Here is a 16107-nt window from a genome sequence, read left to right on the forward strand (position 1 = left end):
ACTCATCCCCGGCAAAATCTCGCGCTCCTTGAGCGCTGCGAGACGTTTGCCCATGTTCGACCGTTTTTTCCTGCCGGCCCTTGAGCGAGCCCCGTCCTGATGGATCAGGTGAGCCGTATCGAGCAGGAACTCGACAGCTTCAACGACACTCTGTCGGTCTATCGCGAACAACTCGCACGCTGGTACAGCCGAGCGGCGGACCGGGCCAGTCATGCCGCCGACTTGCCCTCGCTGATGGGCATGGAGCGGGTGATCCGCTTCGGCGACAGCACCACCGCTGTCAGCACCGGTGACGATGATTTCCTCTCCACGGTTGTTCAGTGTCCCCACGGCGGGACGATGACGATCGAAAGCAAGTTCGAGTCGGTGTACGACATCCCGCTGGGCGACATCGTGGTGGATGTGGTGGACGTGGACAGCGGCAAGGTCACGCCAGTCACCCTCGATGCCCAGGGGCTGGGGACCTTCCAGGGCGAGGCGGGTAAGTCCTATCGGGTACACGTTCAGGGCGAGGTATCTCCCCAGCACATCGAGCAACTGTTTTCTTCCTACGATGGCGTGACCCGCGATCTGACGGACTGGCTGCGCGGCGAATGGCAAGGCTTCAAGCCGCGATGGGCACAGCAGTCCTTGGCAACGTCGGCGGCTGCGGTGGGGAACGGGTTGCTCGCCGGTAGTTGGGCGGCGATTGAAAGTGTGTGGGACAGCATCAGCTTGCTCTCGGACATCCTCAAGGACCCTGGTCAGTTCGTTGAGCGGTTGGGCGAAAGCGCCAGGCAGCTAGAAGAGCTGGCGGAAAAAACGCCGCAGGTGATGGCCAAGCTGCAACTGCTGGCCAGCGACGAAGCGGCTTTATGCCTGTTGGTGCGTACCGCCAGTCTCTGGCTGGACATGCTGCCGCCCAGTGAGGTCGCAGGCGAAACGGCCGAAGCCTTGTCGAGGGTGACGGTGCAGTTGTTGATCGATCTGTTGATCGGCGTAGTCCTGACCTTCACTGGGGCGGGGGCTGGTATCGCTTATCTGTCGATGCGCCTGGGAAATGTGGGCGTGCACCTGCTGGGTGCCATGCAGCGTTTCATCCGTGGGATCTTCGCGGTGGTCAACGGCTTCATGACCTACGTGGATCGCTACAAAACGGTGGCGGCCCGAGGTATTGCGGCGGGGATCAAGAAAGGTCGGATGCAGTTGCGCTGGGATGCACAACGCAACACCACTTTGAAAAAACACGAACCCCACGACGACGCCCCAACCCAATCGAAAAACCCCAATGGCGACAGCGCCGATACCGCGGCCCAGACCCAGACCAGCGGCTGCCCGGTGTCGATGGTCACCGGCGAAGAACTGCTGACCCTCGACGACGGTACCCTCGATGGCCGCTTGCCGTTCGTCTTCACCCGTTTGTACCGCACCAGCGCCGCCGACCTGGACGTCGGGCTCGGGCGCGGCTGGAGCCATGCCCTGGCCCATCGCCTGGAGCTCGACGGCGAGCAGGTCATCTGGGTCGACCAGGAGAACCGGCGCACCACCTTTCCACTGCCCAACGCCCAGCGTCCGGCGATCCACAACAGCCTGGCCCGGGCGGCGATCTACCTCGGTACCGAGTCGGACGAACTGATCGTTGCCCAAGCCGGTGCGGACGCCGCGTTCCTGCACTTTCGCGACGGCCACCTGGTGGCCCTCAGCGATCGCCACGACAACCGCCTGACGGTCCAGCGCAACATCCATGGCGACATCAGCCGCCTGGACAACGGCGCCGGCCGCGCCCTGCGCCTGCGCTACGAGCAGCGCCACCTGATCGCCGTCGACTACCAGAGCTTCCACCCGGCCATCACCCTCGACGAAGCCTGGCGGACCGAGCAGACGCTGGTGTCCTACCGCTACGACGGACGTTTCCGACTGATCGAAGCGACCAATGCCGCCGGCGAAAGCGAACGCTACGACTACGACGACCGACACGTCATCCTCCAGCGGCAACTGGCCGGCGGGGCGAGTTTCTACTGGGAATGGCAAGGCCTCGGGCCGGCCGCCCGCTGCGTCCGGCATTGGGCCTCGTTTGCGCAGATGGACAGCCGCTACACCTGGGGCGAGGACGGCAGCGTCACGGTCCGGCACCTGGATGGCAGCCAGGAAGTGTACGTCCACGACGAGCGGGCGCGGCTGGTGCGCAAGGTCGAGCCCGACGGCGGCGAGCACCTCAAGGCCTATGACGAACAGGGCCGGCTGATCGCCGAGCAGGATCCGCTGGGGGCGGTCTGCGAGTACCGCTACGACGACGTCGGACGGCTGGTGGCGCTGATTCCTCCAGACGAGGCGCCAACGTCCTACGAATACCGCAACGGTTTCCTGCATACCCGTTCCCGTGGCCAGGCCGTGTGGACCTACCGGCGCAATGCCCGAGGCGATGTGATCGTGAGCATCGATCCGGATGGCCGGCGTACGGAATATGCCTACGACGCCCACGGGCAATTGCTGGCGAGGTATGACCCGGACGGCGGCGAACATCGGTTCGCCTGGAGTCGCCTGGGCCAACTGACCGAAGAGATCCTGCCCGATGGCGGGCGTCGGTGTTTTTCCTACGACGCCCTGGGGCGTTTGCTCAGCCGCAAGGACGAACACGGCGCCCTCACGCACTACCGATGGGACGCCGTCGGCCGACTGCTGCAAGTGACCTTGCCCAGCGGCGCCACCCGGACCTGGAGCTACAACGCCTACGGCAAGGTCACCGCCGAGCGCGATGAACAGGGCCGCCTCACTCGCTACGAATACGCCGACGACCTGCACCTGGTCAGCCGTCGCCTGAACCCCGATGGCAGCGAACTGAAATACCGCTACGACTCGGCGCGGCTGCTGCTGACCGAGATCGAAAACGAATCCGGCGAAAAATATCAGCTGGACTACACGCCCAACGGCTTGATCCGACAACAAGTCGGCTTCGACGGCCAACGCACCACCTACGCCTACGACCTCAACGGCCACTTGCGGGAGAAAACCGAACACGGCGAGGACGGTTCGCAGTGGGTCACCCGCTACCAGCGTGACGCGGCCGGGCGGTTGCGGGTCAAGACCTTGCCCGACGGCCAGGCCATCGAGTACCGCTACGACGAACTGGGCCGGTTGGTCCACGTCAACGACGGCAGCGATCGTCCGCTGGCCTTCGAGTATGACGCCCAGGACCGGCTGGTCGGCGAGCACCAGGGCTGGGGCACCCTGCGTTATCGCTACGACGCTTGCGGGCGCCTCAATCACCTGCGCCTGCCGGACGACAGCCAGCTCGACTACCACCATGCCCCCGGTGGCGCGCTGACCGCCATCGACCTCAACGGTTCGCGCTTGACCGAACACCGATTTGACGGCGGTCGCGAACGGCAACGCCAGCAGGGCCGGCTGCTCAGCGACTACGCGTACGACGAACAGGGCCGCCTCAAGGCCCAGACCGTGTGGCAGAACCCACAGCAGCAACTGTTCTGGCGCGATTATGCCTACAGCCCCCGGGGCAACCTGCAAACCCTTTCCGACAACCGCAGCCGGCGCCGCTACCAGTACGACCCGCTGGATCGCCTGACCCGCATCGACTTTTCCCACAGCGAGCCGCCGGAACACTTCTGCCACGACCCGGCGGGCAACCTGATGATGCAGGACCGCCCCGGCCCGACCACCCTCAAGGGCAACCGCCTGCTCAAGGAAGGCGACCGCCACTACGACTACGACGCCTTCGGCAACCTGATTCGCGAGCGCCGCGGCCAGGCCCTGGTCAGCGCCTACCGCTACGACAGCCAGCACCGCCTGATCGGCGTCACCACGGCGGACGGCCGCGAAACGTCCTACCGCTACGACGCCTTCGGCCGACGCATCAGCAAAACCGTGGACGGCCTGACCACGGAGTTTTTCTGGCAGGGCGATCAGTTGGTCGCCGAAAACAGCCCGCGCCACCACCGCAGCTACGTCTACGAACCGGGCACCTTCCGCCCGCTGGCGATGCTCGACGGCGAAGGCCTGAACGCCTGCCCGTTCTACTACCACCTCGACCACCTGGGCACGCCCCAGGAACTGACCAGTTACAGCGGACAGATCGTCTGGTCGGCGCGCTACAACGGCTACGGCAAACTCACTGAACTCAAGCACGGCGGCGGCGAACAGCTTGAGCAACCTTTGCGTTTCCAGGGCCAGTACTTCGACCTGGAAAGCGGCCTGCACTACAACCGCCACCGCTACTACAATCCCGAGACCGGCCGCTACCTCACACCCGACCCGAGCAAACTGGCGGGAGGGCTCAATGGGTATCGGTACACCCTGAACCCAACGGGGTGGGTGGATCCGTTGGGGTTGGTGGATTGTCCGGGGACGGGTGGGTGTCGGCCGACGGTTGGGGATCAGGATCCGGCGGCTAAGGTTGGGGTGGATGAGGGGGAGCCTGCGCTGCCCAAGCCGACCGCCGCTGAGTTGGCCGAAAAAGAAGTCAGGCGTCTAGATCGGGAGCAAGGTATGCATATGGTCAGTAAACATAGCCTTGCGGTTTCAGATCAGGTGTGGAAGCGGCGGGCAATTGACGGTACAGATCCCTTAACTGGTAGAACCCCCTCGCATAGGAAGGGGAATCCAAGTTCAAGGTTTAATAGTTGGGAACTACAGCTAAAGGCCTATGAATTAGCAATTGCGAAGAAGAATAGCGGGCATGAACTACTGGTGGACAAGAGCGGAAACAAATATCTACGGGCAGATTTGCCGGGCGCGGGGAAAGGATATATTCCAAATTCTAGAAATCCAAGCGATCCAAAATTGATCAACATGAATCGCATAGAAATGAAGTTTGATCGGGATACCGAAGTTCCATTTACATTGTATCCAATAAAATAGGAAGCTATAAAATGATCGATCCAAGCACCGGTCAACCGTATGTACCCACACCTGCGTATTTTTTGGGTTGTTTTGACATATATGATCGAGAAGAAACGCTGGGGGAGGAGCTTGAAAAATATGACCCCAACAGCCCAACAGATCGAGAGGCGCTAATCTTAAAATACTCGCTATCTAAAAATTGGAAAATAACGTACAGGCAAAAATTTGCATTGCATAAAAGTTTAGAAGAAGCGCTGCGAGACAGCGGTTATGATTTTCAGGCTTTACTAGAACATGATTGTCAGGAGTGCTCATCGCTACCCAACGGGTGGGACACAATGGACAATCCAAGAACTTTTTTTGAAGATATATACAGACTGGCGAGTGAGCTATGGGCGGATGATCTCCGGAGGGCTGAGTCTGAGGATAAGTCTACTTGGGATTATGTATAGCTGAATTACCGAAAAGGAGATCTGTCACAAAAGACGGAATTATACGCTCTGCGTGGGAACGCATCCCGTTACGCTCTGCGTCACCTTTCAGAAGCAGAACGCGGAGCGTCCCTGGCGGCGCTCTCAGTAATATTGAATCAAAATGATGATCCAATAGCTGTTTATACAGGGTCGAAAAAATGAAACCCAAACCAAACATGATGCCGCTGATCGGGTTGTTGTTTGTGTTTAATATTGAGAATGTTTGCGACGAGAAACGGGAAGAGGTGATAGTTTCAAAAAAAATAAATATCGATTCTGAACTCTCTGAGTTGTTTGATGTTTTGCTTAAGTCGGAATTTTTGCGTTATCCGCCCGGTGCGCAGGATAAATATATTGAAATAATCAACTATTATCTGAAGGTTGGCGGTAGTTTTGATGATTTGTTTGAAGGTATGGATACATATTTTGATCAAAGCATTCATGATCAGCGACACTTTATGGAAGTATTGCTGAGCTGCCTCAAGTGCTATCAGTCAGAGAATGCTCCAGAATCCTAAACTCATAGAGAAATTGCATTTGAGAAAGTCCAGAAGATACGGCTCGTATACACCTAATGGAAGTTCAACAGAAATCCACGCCGGAAATGTAAAGTCCCCCAAACCGAGGCAGTGGTACGCTAACTGTAGCACCAAGTTCAATAGTTTTCGAATACAGCATCAAGCCATAAATGAAGCGCTGACCCGAGAAGCAAGAGGTCTTCCTCGTTTTACCGGCGAAGACAAAAGAGGGAATCCAGTCGTGCGCATGTATATGCCCAAGGTGGGGCAGGGATACATACCCAACGTAAATGACAAGGAGAATCCAATATTTCAAAGCGAAATTAATGTATTCGAAGTCAGATTCGATTATGAAACGCTACGTCCGGTCACTGCTTATCCTGTAGGAGGTTTTGATGCTGATGCATCCGTTTCTTGATCGTCCTTATGATCCTCAAATTAGTCATTTTCTCGGTGGCTTCGAGATATATGGTTGTGAAGAGACTCTGGGTGAGGAACTGTCGCAGTTCGACCTTAATAGTGCTGAAGATCGGAAAAAGTTGATCTATAAGTACATAGTTCATCGCTTTAGAAAGCTGAGCTATCGACACAAGTTCTTATTTTTTTGTGTGCTTGCAATTGCGATCGACGATCCGGAGTATGATTTTAATGAGATGTTCGATCACGAAGTGGTCTCGCATTCAGCCCTTCCGCCGGAGTGGGATGAAATGGAGGATTTCAGAGTTTTCTTTGAGGATGTCTATAAGTATTTAGCAGAAGCGTGGGGCGAGGATCTTCATAAGGCCAACCAGGAAGACCCAACAACCTGGTAGTTCAGGTTTATCATTCCCACACTCTGCGTGGAATCATCCCGTGACGCTCTGCGTCATCCTCCAGAAGCGGAGCGTCCCTGGCGACATTCCCACGCAGGAGCGTGGGAGCGATCAACAAATTCAATAGAGGTTTTTTGCTAACAGAATTCCCGGAAACATGAATAAAGAATTTCCTGAACTACATGATTTTTTTGGGGCTTATTTCCACCAAGATTGGTCAGCCGAGCATGAGTCCGCCGAGCAAGTCCTCGAGGCCTTTCTAGCAGAGTCGGACGTCGAGATGCTGAAAGTCGTTCAGCAAGAACTTAGTGTACTTGGCAAAAATAAAAATGAATTGGAGTTGAGAGAGTATTTATTGAAAGAGTTAAGTTGCTATTACAGTTATTGGAATACATGGGAAGTCGGCGAGGTGTGGTTACGGCATATTGCTAGCAGGCTGAGCTCTAGAATTGATAGTCTTTGCTGACCTATGGCTGATCAATACATCACCAAACCGCTTTTCGTGGCGAGGGAGTTTGCTCCCGCTGGGCTGCGAAGCAGCCCTAAAAACAACTAACTCGTTCAGTCAGACACACCGAGGCGTTGGTCAGAAGAGGGGGCTGCTGCGCAGCCCAGCGGGAGCAAGCTCCCTCGCCACAGGGTTAGCGCCAGGCATTCGGGCCGTGGCGAGGCGCTAACGCGAACCGACTCACACCGACACCCCCAACTCCACCACAACCTCCTGCTCAGCCACCCCATCCACCAAATACACACTCCCCCCCAAAATATCCTTGGCATGATGCTTGGCCTGCGAAGCCAGTTCCGCCAACTGACTGGCATCCAACTCACCACAGGCCTCGGAACGCAGATGCACCACCCCAATCGACAGCGACAACAACGCAAATTCCTGCCGAATGCCCTGTCGATTCAACGCCGTGAAGCACCCCGCCTCCAGATGCTCGGGGCGGTAGAAGCGGCGGCAGTGGGTCTGGAAGTCGCTGAGTAGCTGGTCCAGGCGCTTGCGCCAGTCTTCCGGGCCGAGGACCAGGAGGAAGTCGTCGCCGCCGATGTGGCCGACGAAGTCGCGGCTGGGGTCGATGCGTTCGTTCAGGCATTGGGCCAGGCACAGCAGGACTTCGTCGCCGCGGCCATAGCCGTAGATGTCGTTGAAGGGTTTGAAGCTGTCGATGTCCACGTAGCAGATCACCGATTCCTGCCGTTGTTGCAGCAGCCGCGTGAGGCATTGCTGGATCGGGACGTTGCCCGGCAGCAGGGTCAGTGGGTTGGCGTAGCGGGCTTGTTGGATTTTCAGTTCGGTGATGAGCTTTAGCACATCGATTACCCGGCCCAGGCCCAGGTAGCCGCCGTTGAGGGTGATGATGAAGTCTTCTTCGATGCGTTGTCGGGCGCGGCTGGTGATCAGGCGGCTGACTTGTTGCAGCGACTGGTTCAGTTCCACCGCCAGGAAGTCATCGCTCATCAGCCGACTGATGGGTTTGCGGGCGAACAGGTCGGTGGCGAAGGGCTTGAGCAAGGCGTCCGAGAGTGAATGGCGATGGACGATGCCGCAGGGCTGGTTCTGATTGTCCAGCACCGCCAGAGAGTTGAGGTTGGCCTGGCGACGGAACGCCTCCAGCACGGTGGCTGTCGGCGTGTTATGGGCCACTGCGGGCTGTTCGTTGAGCAGCGCGCTGAGGTCGTTGAGCTCATCGTTCAGCGACGCCACACCGCTGTCCTGCTTGGGCATCAGCGCCCTGGCATCGCGCGAGGGGTGTTCCTGGGGGCGGGCCAGTAGATACCCCTGGACCAGGTCGACGCCCATTTCGATCAGCACCGTCAGTTCCTCCGGCAGTTCTATGCCCTCGGCGATCACCTGGGCCCGGGAGGCCCGGGCGATTTTCAGGATCGAGCCCACGAATTCGCGCTTGAGGGCATCCTGATGGATGCCGTCGATGAAATGCCGGTCGATCTTCACATAATCGGGCCGCAATTCAGACCATAGCCGCAGGCTCGAATAACCGGCGCCAAGGTCGTCCAGGGCAATCGAGAAGCCCATGGCCCGGTAGTGGTGCAGGGCGGTTTGCAGGAGTTGGAAGTCATCGATGGGGGTTTGTTCGGTCAGTTCGATCACGACCTGATTGGGCGCAATGCCAAAGTCCTGCAGCAGTTGCAGCGTACGCCCCGTTTGGTGCGCGGACTCCAGCAGGGACTCGGGCGAGACGTTGAGGAACAGCTTGCCCGGCAGCTTTTGTTCATTGAAGCGCTGGCAAGCACTGCGACGGCAGGCCAGTTCCAGTTCGCTGAGGCGACCGGCCTGACGCGCCACCGAGAGCAGTGCGATGGGGGAGTGCAATGGGCTGTTGGAGGGGCCGCGGGTCAAGGCTTCATAGCCCACGATGCGCCGTTCGGAAAGGCAGATGATCGGTTGGAACAGGCTGTGCAAACCGCTTTGAGCCAGGATTGAACTCAAGGCACTCAGCTGTTCTGTCGTGGTCATGGCAATCTCTGGCGATAAAAAAAGGACCGGGTGCGCGGCACCCAGTCCTGTATTTCACGACAGACTGATGTCAGTTTGATGACGCTCCGACGAGCATCACCATTAAATGGCCATCATCCTAGTGTTTGGCGATCGCCGTGTTGAGTTTCAGGTAATCCAGCAGGATCCGCCCGGTCTCGCTCAGGTAGGCATCGTCTTCCGGCTTGGTTTTCTCCGGCTCGGTGATCAGGTCTTCGTCCTCTTTCTTCAGCTCTTTGAGCGGTTCTTCGCCCTTGGCCTTGCGACGCAGGTTTTCCATCGCCAGTTGCTTGGCTTCGATGTCGGCATGCTGCGCGCGACGGTCGGCTTCGTTGAGGGTGACGGTTTTCTCCATCATCAACTTTTGCGCCAGGGCCAGCTTGTCGCGGATGAACACGAATTCCGCGTCCTGGGACGAGCGCGCGTCATGGTCGGACTTGAGTTGCGCCAGGAACGGTTTGAACGGGTCTACGGCTGGTTTGATCGCCGGCCGGATGGTGTCCCACGGCATGGCTTCGGGCAGGGCGCTTTCACCGATTTCCTTGGTGTCGATGATCGACGGGTAATCGATATCAGGCAGCACGCCCTGGTGCTGGGTGCTCTGGCCGGAAACCCGGTAGAACTTCGCCAGGGTCAATTTCAGCTCGCCATGGTTGAGCGGCTGGATGGTCTGCACGGTGCCTTTGCCGAAGGTCTGGCCGCCGATGATCAACGCACGGTGGTAGTCCTGCATGGCGCCGGCGAAAATCTCCGAGGCCGAAGCCGAGAGGCGATTGACCAGCAAGGCCATCGGCCCCTTGTAGAACGCGCCCGGGTTTTCATCTTCCAGCACATCCACCCGGCCATCGGCGTTACGCACGAGCACGGTCGGGCCCTTGTCGATGAACAGGCTGGTCAGCTCGGTGGCTTCCTGCAGGGAGCCGCCGCCGTTGTTGCGCAAGTCGATGACCACGCCGTCGACCTTTTCCTTCTGCAGTTCGGTCAGCAGTTTCTTGACGTCGCGGGTGGTGCTCTTGTAGTCCGGATCGCCAGCGCGGAAGGCCTTGAAGTCCAGGTAGAAAGCCGGGATCTCAATGATGCCGAGCTTGTAGTCCTTGCCGTCCTGCTTGAGGTTGAGGACCGATTTCTTCGCCGCCTGTTCTTCCAGCTTCACCGCTTCACGGGTGATGGACACGACCTTGCTGGTCTGGTCGTTCGGCGCATTGCTGGCCGGGATGACTTCCAGGCGCACCACCGAGCCTTTCGGGCCACGGATCAGCTTGACCACTTCGTCCAGGCGCCAGCCGACCACATCGACCATCTCCTTGTTGCCTTGGGCGACGCCGATGATCTTGTCCGCCGGGCTGACCTGTTTGGTCTTGTCCGCAGGGCCCGCCGGGACCAGGCGCACGATCTTCACCTGGTCGTTGTCGCTCTGCAGCACCGCACCGATGCCTTCCAGGGACAGGCTCATGTTGATGTCGAAGTTTTCCGCGTTATCCGGCGACAGATAATTGGTGTGCGGGTCGTAGGACATGGCGAAGGTGTTGATGTACGCCTGGAAGATGTCTTCGGCGCGGGTCTGGTCCAGGCGCGCCAATTGGTTCTTGTAGCGCTTGGTCAGGGTTTCCTGGATCTGCTTGGGATCCTTGCCGGCGATCTTCATGCGCAGCACCTCGTCCTTGACGCGTTTGCGCCACAGGTCATCGAGTTCGGCGGTGCTTTTGAGCCAAGGGGCGTCCTTGCGATCGACCAGCAAGGTTTCCTTGGTATTGAAGTCGATTTTGTCGACGCCTTTGTTCAGCTCGGCAATGGCGTAGTCCAGACGCGCCTTCACGCGGTCCAGGTAGCGCTTGTAGATGGTGAACCCGGCGTTGAGGTCGCCGCTCTTGAGGAAGTCGTCGAACTGGGTCTTCCACTTGTCGAATTCAGCGATGTCGCTGGCCAGGAAGTAACTGCGCGACGGATCGAGCAGCTTCAGGTAGCTGTCATAGATGATGACCGAACGCGCGTCATCGAGCGGCGGCTTGCTGTAGTGATGGCGCTTGAGCAACTCGACGACGTTAAGGCTGGCAATCACCTCGTCCCGATCGGGCTGAAGCTTGTCCCAGCTGTTGGCTGCGAACGTATCGCTCGACAGCGGCAACAGGCCAAGGCCAATGACAAGCGCGAGGGCGGTGCTGGGGAACAGGTGCTTCATGCTGATTCGACGCAGGGACAATTGATAACGCATATTAGGCCGTCTTTGAAGTCGCCGGTTCCATGTGGCCCGGGCGCATAATGCAAGAAAGCCCGGCGTTGAAGCAGCGGGCCCAGTCGAGACTCACTATGGAGGCACCGTGAAAGCATTGCAAGGCGTTGAAGGCCAAGTGGTATGGGCAGATGAGCCAAGTCCGGCGTGTGATGTCGGGCAAGTTCGCATTCGTGTGGCGGCCGCCGGCCTGAATCGGGCCGATTTGTTGCAAAAAGCCGGGCTTTATCCGCCGCCACCCGGTGCCAGCCAGGTGCTGGGGCTGGAATGTTCCGGGGTGATCAGCGAGGTTGGGCCGGGTTCGTCCTGGCAGGTGGGCGACCGCGTTTGCGCCTTGCTCGCTGGCGGTGGGATGGCTGAGGAAGTGGTGGTCGATGGCCGGCATGTGCTGCCAGTCCCGGAGGGCCTGTCATTGGCTGAAGCCGCCGCGCTGCCTGAGGTCTACAGCACCGCGTGGTTGAACCTGTTCCAGCTGGCTGCGCTCAAGCCGGGTGAGAAAGTGCTGCTGCACGCCGGGGCCAGCGGCGTCGGCTCGGCTGCCATCCAGCTATGCAAGGCGTTCGGTAACCCATGTTGGGTCAGTGTCGGCTCAGCTGATCGCCTGAGTTATTGCCAAGCGCTGGGGGCCCAGGGCGGCGTGGTGCGCACCGATGGCCTGGAGAGTTTGAACGACCTCGGCCCCTTCGACGTGATCCTCGATCCTGTGGGCGCCAACTACGCCCCACTCAACGTGAAACTTTTGTCAGTTGACGGGCGCTGGGTTCTCATTGGCCTGATGGGCGGGCGCGAGGCACAACTGGATCTGGCGCAGGTGCTGGGCAAACGTATCCAATTGCTCGGCTCGACCTTGCGCAGTCGTAACGATCAGTTCAAGGCCGACCTGATCAGCGAGCTGGGGCAACAGGTGTGGCCGTTGTTTGCCGACAAACGCCTGAGCCCGCAACTGGCGAAGGTCTTCGCGATCAAGGATGCCGAAGCGGCGTTCGCGGAACTGGCGACCAACAAGGTATCGGGGAAGTTGGTACTGGTGATCGATGAGAGCCTGAACTAATCCGGGCGTCGCGCAAGAACCTGTGTGCGAGCTTGCTCGCGTTGGCAGTGTGTCAGCTAAATCAATGCTGGCTGCTCCAACGCTATCGCGAGCAAGCTCGCTCCCACAGGGGGTGTGGTGTCTCCTGGCCCGCACCCTGCGTCAATTTTCAAAGGGCTAGATAGGCATACACCCTGTCAAGTCTGACAGTAGACACCACGAAGAAAGGCACCCTAGAGTGGGTTCGAGAGTAATAGATGTCTCTCTGATTAGTGTCCGCTAACAGAAGAGGTGTTGTGATGGCTACGAAAGAACTGCGCATGTCCCAAGAGTACATTGACGGCGATCGATCGCCCGAAGTGGTCTTGGAAATCTATAAGGGCAAAAAACTGCAGTTTGCGACCTTTGTCTCTGCTTCAAAAAAGAACGGCCCCTACGATACCGTCAATGTCAAAACCGACGTCGATGGTGACGGTGATATGGACAGGCAAGACGAAAAGGCCATTCTGGATCTGGCAAAAGCCTTTTCAAAATTCAAGTAGGGCGCTGTTATGTTTGATCACGTCATCCTGCATGCGCTGGTTTTTGCACTTTTATTAACAGTTGTTGAGGCTGCTCAAGCACAAGTACCTTCAGACACTTCCGAACAGGGACAATGGGGTATTTGGGGGGCGGCTGCTTCCTGCCCTGCGGGCCAGTATGTCTGGGGCTTTCGGCTCAAAAGTGAGCCCTATCAGGGCAATGGTGACGATACTGCCTTGAATGCGATCCAGCTTATCTGCAAGAGCGGCGCCACGGGACAGGCAACGTACATTCAAAGCCTTGAAGGGAAGTGGGGAAGCTGGGGTAAGGACCATGTTTGTCGCGAGCATCCCGTCATAGGATTTGCCATCCAGGTGGAACGGTTTCAAGGTAGGGACAAGGAAAAGGGCTCGAAGGACGATACCGCGGCCGGCAATATCAAAATGAATTGCGGTTCGCAGATTTTGGTTGGCGACCCACCCAATGCGTGGGGGGAGGAATGGACCGGGTTCTATAGCTGCCTCGATGGCACCGGGGCCAAGAAAGTGAAGGGATTTCGGACCCGGGTGGAGCCCGATCAAGGCAGTGGGGATGATACGGCCCTGAACGCGATGCAGGTGTATTGCGGGTTCTAGTGAGAGGCGTTGACGATCTCGGAAACGCCGAATCTGTGGGAGCGAGCCTGTTCGCGATGGCGTCGGATGCGGTCAGCATTGATGTTGGCTGACATACCGCCATCGCGAGCAAGTTCGCTCCCACAGGTTTGTTTATTTGCAGGAATACTTGCATGTCGGCGCCGACATGACTGGTCCCCTCATCCTACGACGGTGGCTTGAACCTTTGACCGGCGCCCGCGGGCAAGCTGACCTTCGGTCGGCATCCCGTATCCGATGCGCGCGCCCTGCTAGCGTTAATTAATGGAGGGGATGGGGTAACCGCAACTTTCATTTCACCAGCCAGGTGAAGAGGTCGATCATGGCCATCGCCGAATGGCGCATGCAGGGCGTCGAATTCGTTGCCTGCAACTGCAATTGGGGCTGCCCCTGTCAATTCGATGCGCCGCCGACCCATGGCCACTGCCAGGCGGTGGCGTCGATGCGAGTGGAACACGGGTATTTCAATAAGGTGACACTGGGAGGCTTGTGCTGGGCCGCCACTTTCGCTTGGCCGGGCGCTATCCATGAGGGTAACGGCAGTTGTCAGGTGTTCATCGATGAACGCGCCGACGAGGCGCAACGCCAGGCCCTGCTGACCATTCTCTCTGGTTTGGAAAGCGACCCCGGGGCCAACGTGTTCCAGGTGTTCAGCAGCACCATGACTGAAGCATTCGAGCCGCTGTTCGTGCCCATCACTTTATCCATCGATGTCGACCAGCGCTTGGCGCACCTGGACATTCCTGGCGTGCTGCAGGCCAGCGGCGAGCCGATCCGCAGCCCGATCGACGGTTCACCTCATCGAGTACGCCTGTCCCTGCCCAATGGCTTCGAGTTCCTTGAGGCTGAAGTCGCCAGCGGCAGTTACCAGACGCATTCAGCCCTCAAGCTGCAATCCCAGGACAGTCATAGCCACCTCGCCCACGTGCACTTCACCGGCCATGGCATAGAGCCGTAAAGATGGCAGCCCCTCAGGTGGCGGCCCAGAGCAGGCGACTGACAGGCGAGCAGTGGCTGTTTCTGTTCTGCCTGCTTGGGCTGATCGCCCTGGCTTGGCTGGTACTGCTGCACATGGCCCGTGACATGAGTGCGCCGGGCGGCATGGCCGATGCGGCAATGGCCGGCATGCTCATGCCCTGGAGCCTGACCGATGCGCTGCTGATGTTCGCCATGTGGTTGGTGATGATGATCGGCATGATGCTGCCCAGTGCCCTGCCCATGCTGCTGATCTACCAGCAGATGCTGCGCAAGCGCATGCCGGCACCACAGCGACACCTGGCTCTGCTGCTGTTCTGCGGCGCTTATGGCTTGGTCTGGGCTGGCTTCGCCCTGGGCGCCACGGCGCTGCAATGGGCGCTTGAGCAGCTCACTCTGCTCAGTCCGGGGATGCGCGTCAGCAGTACCGCGTTGGGCGCCGGCCTGCTGCTGGTCGCAGGCGTCTATCAGTGGCTGCCGAGCAAGGCGGTCTGCCTTGAGCATTGTCGCGGGCCGCTGCATTTTCTTCTCAGCTACTGGCGCCCCGACGTACGTGGCGGCTGGCGCATGGGCCTGGCCCATGGCGCTTACTGCCTGGGCTGCTGCTGGGCCCTGATGGGCCTGTTGTTCGTGGTCGGCGTGATGAATCTGCTCTGGGTTGCCGTGATCGGTGCCTTCATCCTGCTGGAGAAAAACCTGCCGCAGGGACTCTGGCTCAGCCGTATCTGCGGTTTGTTGTTGCTTGGCTGGAGTCTGTGGCTGTTGCTGGGCTAGGGGCTGAGCCTGTGGGAGCTGAGCTTGCTCGCGATTGCGGTGTGTCAGCTAGATCAATGCCGGTTGATCCACCGCCATCGCGAGCAGGGTCGCTCCCACAGGGTCGGGTTTTATTTCCAGGTATGGATTGGCCACCCGGCCAGTTCGGCATGGGCCTTCAACACCGGGTCCGGGTTGACCACGTGGGGGAAGTCCACCCGTTGCAACAGCGGCAGGTCATTGCGTGAGTCGGAATAGAAACTCGCGCCTTCCAGGTTCTCTTCCTCGGCATCCAGCCAATCCAGCAGCCGCGCGATCTTGCCTTCGCGGTAGGTCAGGGTGCCGACGGTCTTGCCGCTGTACACCCCATGGGTCACTTCGAGGTTGATCGCCAGGATTTCGTCGATGCCCAGGCGTTCGGCAATCGGCTTGACCAGGTGCGTGCCCGAGGCCGAGATCACCAGGATCCGGTCGCCGGCCTTGCGGTGTTCGGCGATGGTCTTGGTGGCGTCGCTGAAGATGATCGGTTCGATGAAGTCTTCCACCCACGGCGCCACCAGGTGTTCGATTTCCTCCGGGGTACGGCCGATCATCGGTTCCAGGCTGAAGTCCATGTACTCTTCCATGCTCAGCTTGCCGTGGCTGTAGGCGTCCATCAGTGCGTTGTTGCGCTGCATGAACGACTCGGGATCGACCCAGCCCAGGCGTCCCATCTGTTCGCTCCAGAGGGTGGCGCAGTCGCCGTGGATCAGGGTTTCGTCCAGATCAAAAATTGCCAGGGCCATCAGAATGTTTCTCTCTTCAAAATCAA

The 16107-nt window shown here is 58.8% G+C and carries 13 protein-coding genes; 10 read left to right on the forward strand and 3 right to left on the reverse strand.

Going from position 1 to position 16107, the window contains the following annotated elements; translation table 11 throughout:
* The first annotated feature begins 99 nt into the window (after window positions 1-99).
* The 5 genes from GN234_RS26065 to GN234_RS26085 all read left to right on the forward strand — a co-directional run bounded on the left by GN234_RS26065 (window position 100) and on the right by GN234_RS26085 (window position 7105).
* Window positions 100-4854: an RHS repeat-associated core domain-containing protein gene (locus GN234_RS26065; protein ID WP_176689271.1), complete on the forward strand. Its 4755-nt coding sequence runs from the start codon at window positions 100-102 to the stop codon at window positions 4852-4854.
* Window positions 4855-4865: 11 nt separating this feature from the next.
* Window positions 4866-5288 (forward strand): hypothetical protein, encoded by a 423-nt coding sequence (locus GN234_RS26070; protein ID WP_176689272.1) that lies wholly within the window; start codon window positions 4866-4868, stop codon window positions 5286-5288.
* Window positions 5289-5467: 179 nt separating this feature from the next.
* On the forward strand, window positions 5468-5827 hold the full coding sequence (locus tag GN234_RS26075; protein WP_176689273.1) for a hypothetical protein: 360 nt from the start codon (window positions 5468-5470) through the stop codon (window positions 5825-5827).
* Window positions 5828-6222: 395 nt separating this feature from the next.
* Complete coding sequence (locus GN234_RS26080; protein WP_176689274.1) at window positions 6223-6639, forward strand: hypothetical protein; 417 nt, start codon at window positions 6223-6225, stop codon at window positions 6637-6639.
* 157 nt (window positions 6640-6796) lie between these two features.
* Window positions 6797-7105, forward strand: coding sequence for a contact-dependent growth inhibition system immunity protein (locus tag GN234_RS26085; RefSeq protein ID WP_176689275.1), 309 nt, complete (start codon window positions 6797-6799; stop codon window positions 7103-7105).
* A 222-nt stretch (window positions 7106-7327) separates the two neighbouring features.
* On the opposite strand, the gene GN234_RS26090 is transcribed toward GN234_RS26085, so the two are convergent.
* Together GN234_RS26090 and GN234_RS26095 are read right to left on the reverse strand one after the other, a co-directional pair.
* On the reverse strand, window positions 7328-9115 hold the full coding sequence (locus GN234_RS26090; protein ID WP_176689276.1) for a bifunctional diguanylate cyclase/phosphodiesterase: 1788 nt from the start codon (window positions 9113-9115) through the stop codon (window positions 7328-7330).
* A gap of 118 nt (window positions 9116-9233) precedes the next feature.
* A complete protein-coding gene (locus GN234_RS26095; RefSeq protein ID WP_162893917.1) occupies window positions 9234-11312 on the reverse strand; it encodes a carboxy terminal-processing peptidase in 2079 nt (692 codons plus the stop codon).
* Between the two features lie 139 nt (window positions 11313-11451).
* Here GN234_RS26095 and GN234_RS26100 point away from each other — a divergent pair, with 139 nt between their 5' ends.
* The 5 genes from GN234_RS26100 (at window position 11452) to GN234_RS26120 (ending at window position 15317) form a co-directional block, all read left to right on the forward strand.
* The gene (locus GN234_RS26100) at window positions 11452-12414 is read left to right on the forward strand and encodes a zinc-binding dehydrogenase (protein WP_116833212.1); all 963 of its coding nucleotides are present in this window, start codon (window positions 11452-11454) and stop codon (window positions 12412-12414) included.
* A 278-nt stretch (window positions 12415-12692) separates the two neighbouring features.
* Complete coding sequence (locus GN234_RS26105; RefSeq protein ID WP_109754517.1) at window positions 12693-12935, forward strand: hypothetical protein; 243 nt, start codon at window positions 12693-12695, stop codon at window positions 12933-12935.
* Window positions 12936-12944: 9 nt separating this feature from the next.
* Window positions 12945-13550 (forward strand): hypothetical protein, encoded by a 606-nt coding sequence (locus GN234_RS26110; RefSeq protein WP_176689277.1) that lies wholly within the window; start codon window positions 12945-12947, stop codon window positions 13548-13550.
* A 340-nt stretch (window positions 13551-13890) separates the two neighbouring features.
* A complete protein-coding gene (locus GN234_RS26115; protein WP_116833210.1) occupies window positions 13891-14526 on the forward strand; it encodes a DUF1326 domain-containing protein in 636 nt (211 codons plus the stop codon).
* A gap of 2 nt (window positions 14527-14528) precedes the next feature.
* Window positions 14529-15317, forward strand: a complete 789-nt coding sequence (locus tag GN234_RS26120) for a DUF2182 domain-containing protein (RefSeq protein WP_109754514.1) — start codon at window positions 14529-14531, stop codon at window positions 15315-15317.
* A 110-nt stretch (window positions 15318-15427) separates the two neighbouring features.
* On the opposite strand, the gene GN234_RS26125 is transcribed toward GN234_RS26120, so the two are convergent.
* Window positions 15428-16081, reverse strand: coding sequence for an HAD family hydrolase (locus GN234_RS26125; protein WP_116833209.1), 654 nt, complete (start codon window positions 16079-16081; stop codon window positions 15428-15430).
* Between the last annotated feature and the right edge of the window lie 26 nt (window positions 16082-16107).

This window comes from Pseudomonas bijieensis (assembly GCF_013347965.1).
GTDB classification, from domain to species: Bacteria; Pseudomonadota; Gammaproteobacteria; order Pseudomonadales; family Pseudomonadaceae; genus Aquipseudomonas; species Aquipseudomonas bijieensis.

Excerpts from the sequence above, each read along its gene's own strand:
- GN234_RS26075 (WP_176689273.1), top strand. The coding sequence starts at position 5,468 with ATGAAACCCAAACCAAACATGATGCCGCTGATCGGGTTGTTGTTTGTG.
- GN234_RS26090 (WP_176689276.1), bottom strand. The coding sequence starts at position 9,115 with ATGACCACGACAGAACAGCTGAGTGCCTTGAGTTCAATCCTGGCTCAA.
- GN234_RS26120 (WP_109754514.1), top strand. The coding sequence starts at position 14,529 with ATGGCAGCCCCTCAGGTGGCGGCCCAGAGCAGGCGACTGACAGGCGAG.
- GN234_RS26105 (WP_109754517.1), top strand. The coding sequence starts at position 12,693 with ATGGCTACGAAAGAACTGCGCATGTCCCAAGAGTACATTGACGGCGAT.
- GN234_RS26070 (WP_176689272.1), top strand. The coding sequence starts at position 4,866 with ATGATCGATCCAAGCACCGGTCAACCGTATGTACCCACACCTGCGTAT.
- GN234_RS26095 (WP_162893917.1), bottom strand. The coding sequence starts at position 11,312 with ATGAAGCACCTGTTCCCCAGCACCGCCCTCGCGCTTGTCATTGGCCTT.
- GN234_RS26110 (WP_176689277.1), top strand. The coding sequence starts at position 12,945 with ATGTTTGATCACGTCATCCTGCATGCGCTGGTTTTTGCACTTTTATTA.
- GN234_RS26080 (WP_176689274.1), top strand. The coding sequence starts at position 6,223 with ATGCTGATGCATCCGTTTCTTGATCGTCCTTATGATCCTCAAATTAGT.
- GN234_RS26065 (WP_176689271.1), top strand. The coding sequence starts at position 100 with ATGGATCAGGTGAGCCGTATCGAGCAGGAACTCGACAGCTTCAACGAC.
- GN234_RS26115 (WP_116833210.1), top strand. The coding sequence starts at position 13,891 with ATGGCCATCGCCGAATGGCGCATGCAGGGCGTCGAATTCGTTGCCTGC.
- GN234_RS26125 (WP_116833209.1), bottom strand. The coding sequence starts at position 16,081 with ATGGCCCTGGCAATTTTTGATCTGGACGAAACCCTGATCCACGGCGAC.
- GN234_RS26085 (WP_176689275.1), top strand. The coding sequence starts at position 6,797 with ATGAATAAAGAATTTCCTGAACTACATGATTTTTTTGGGGCTTATTTC.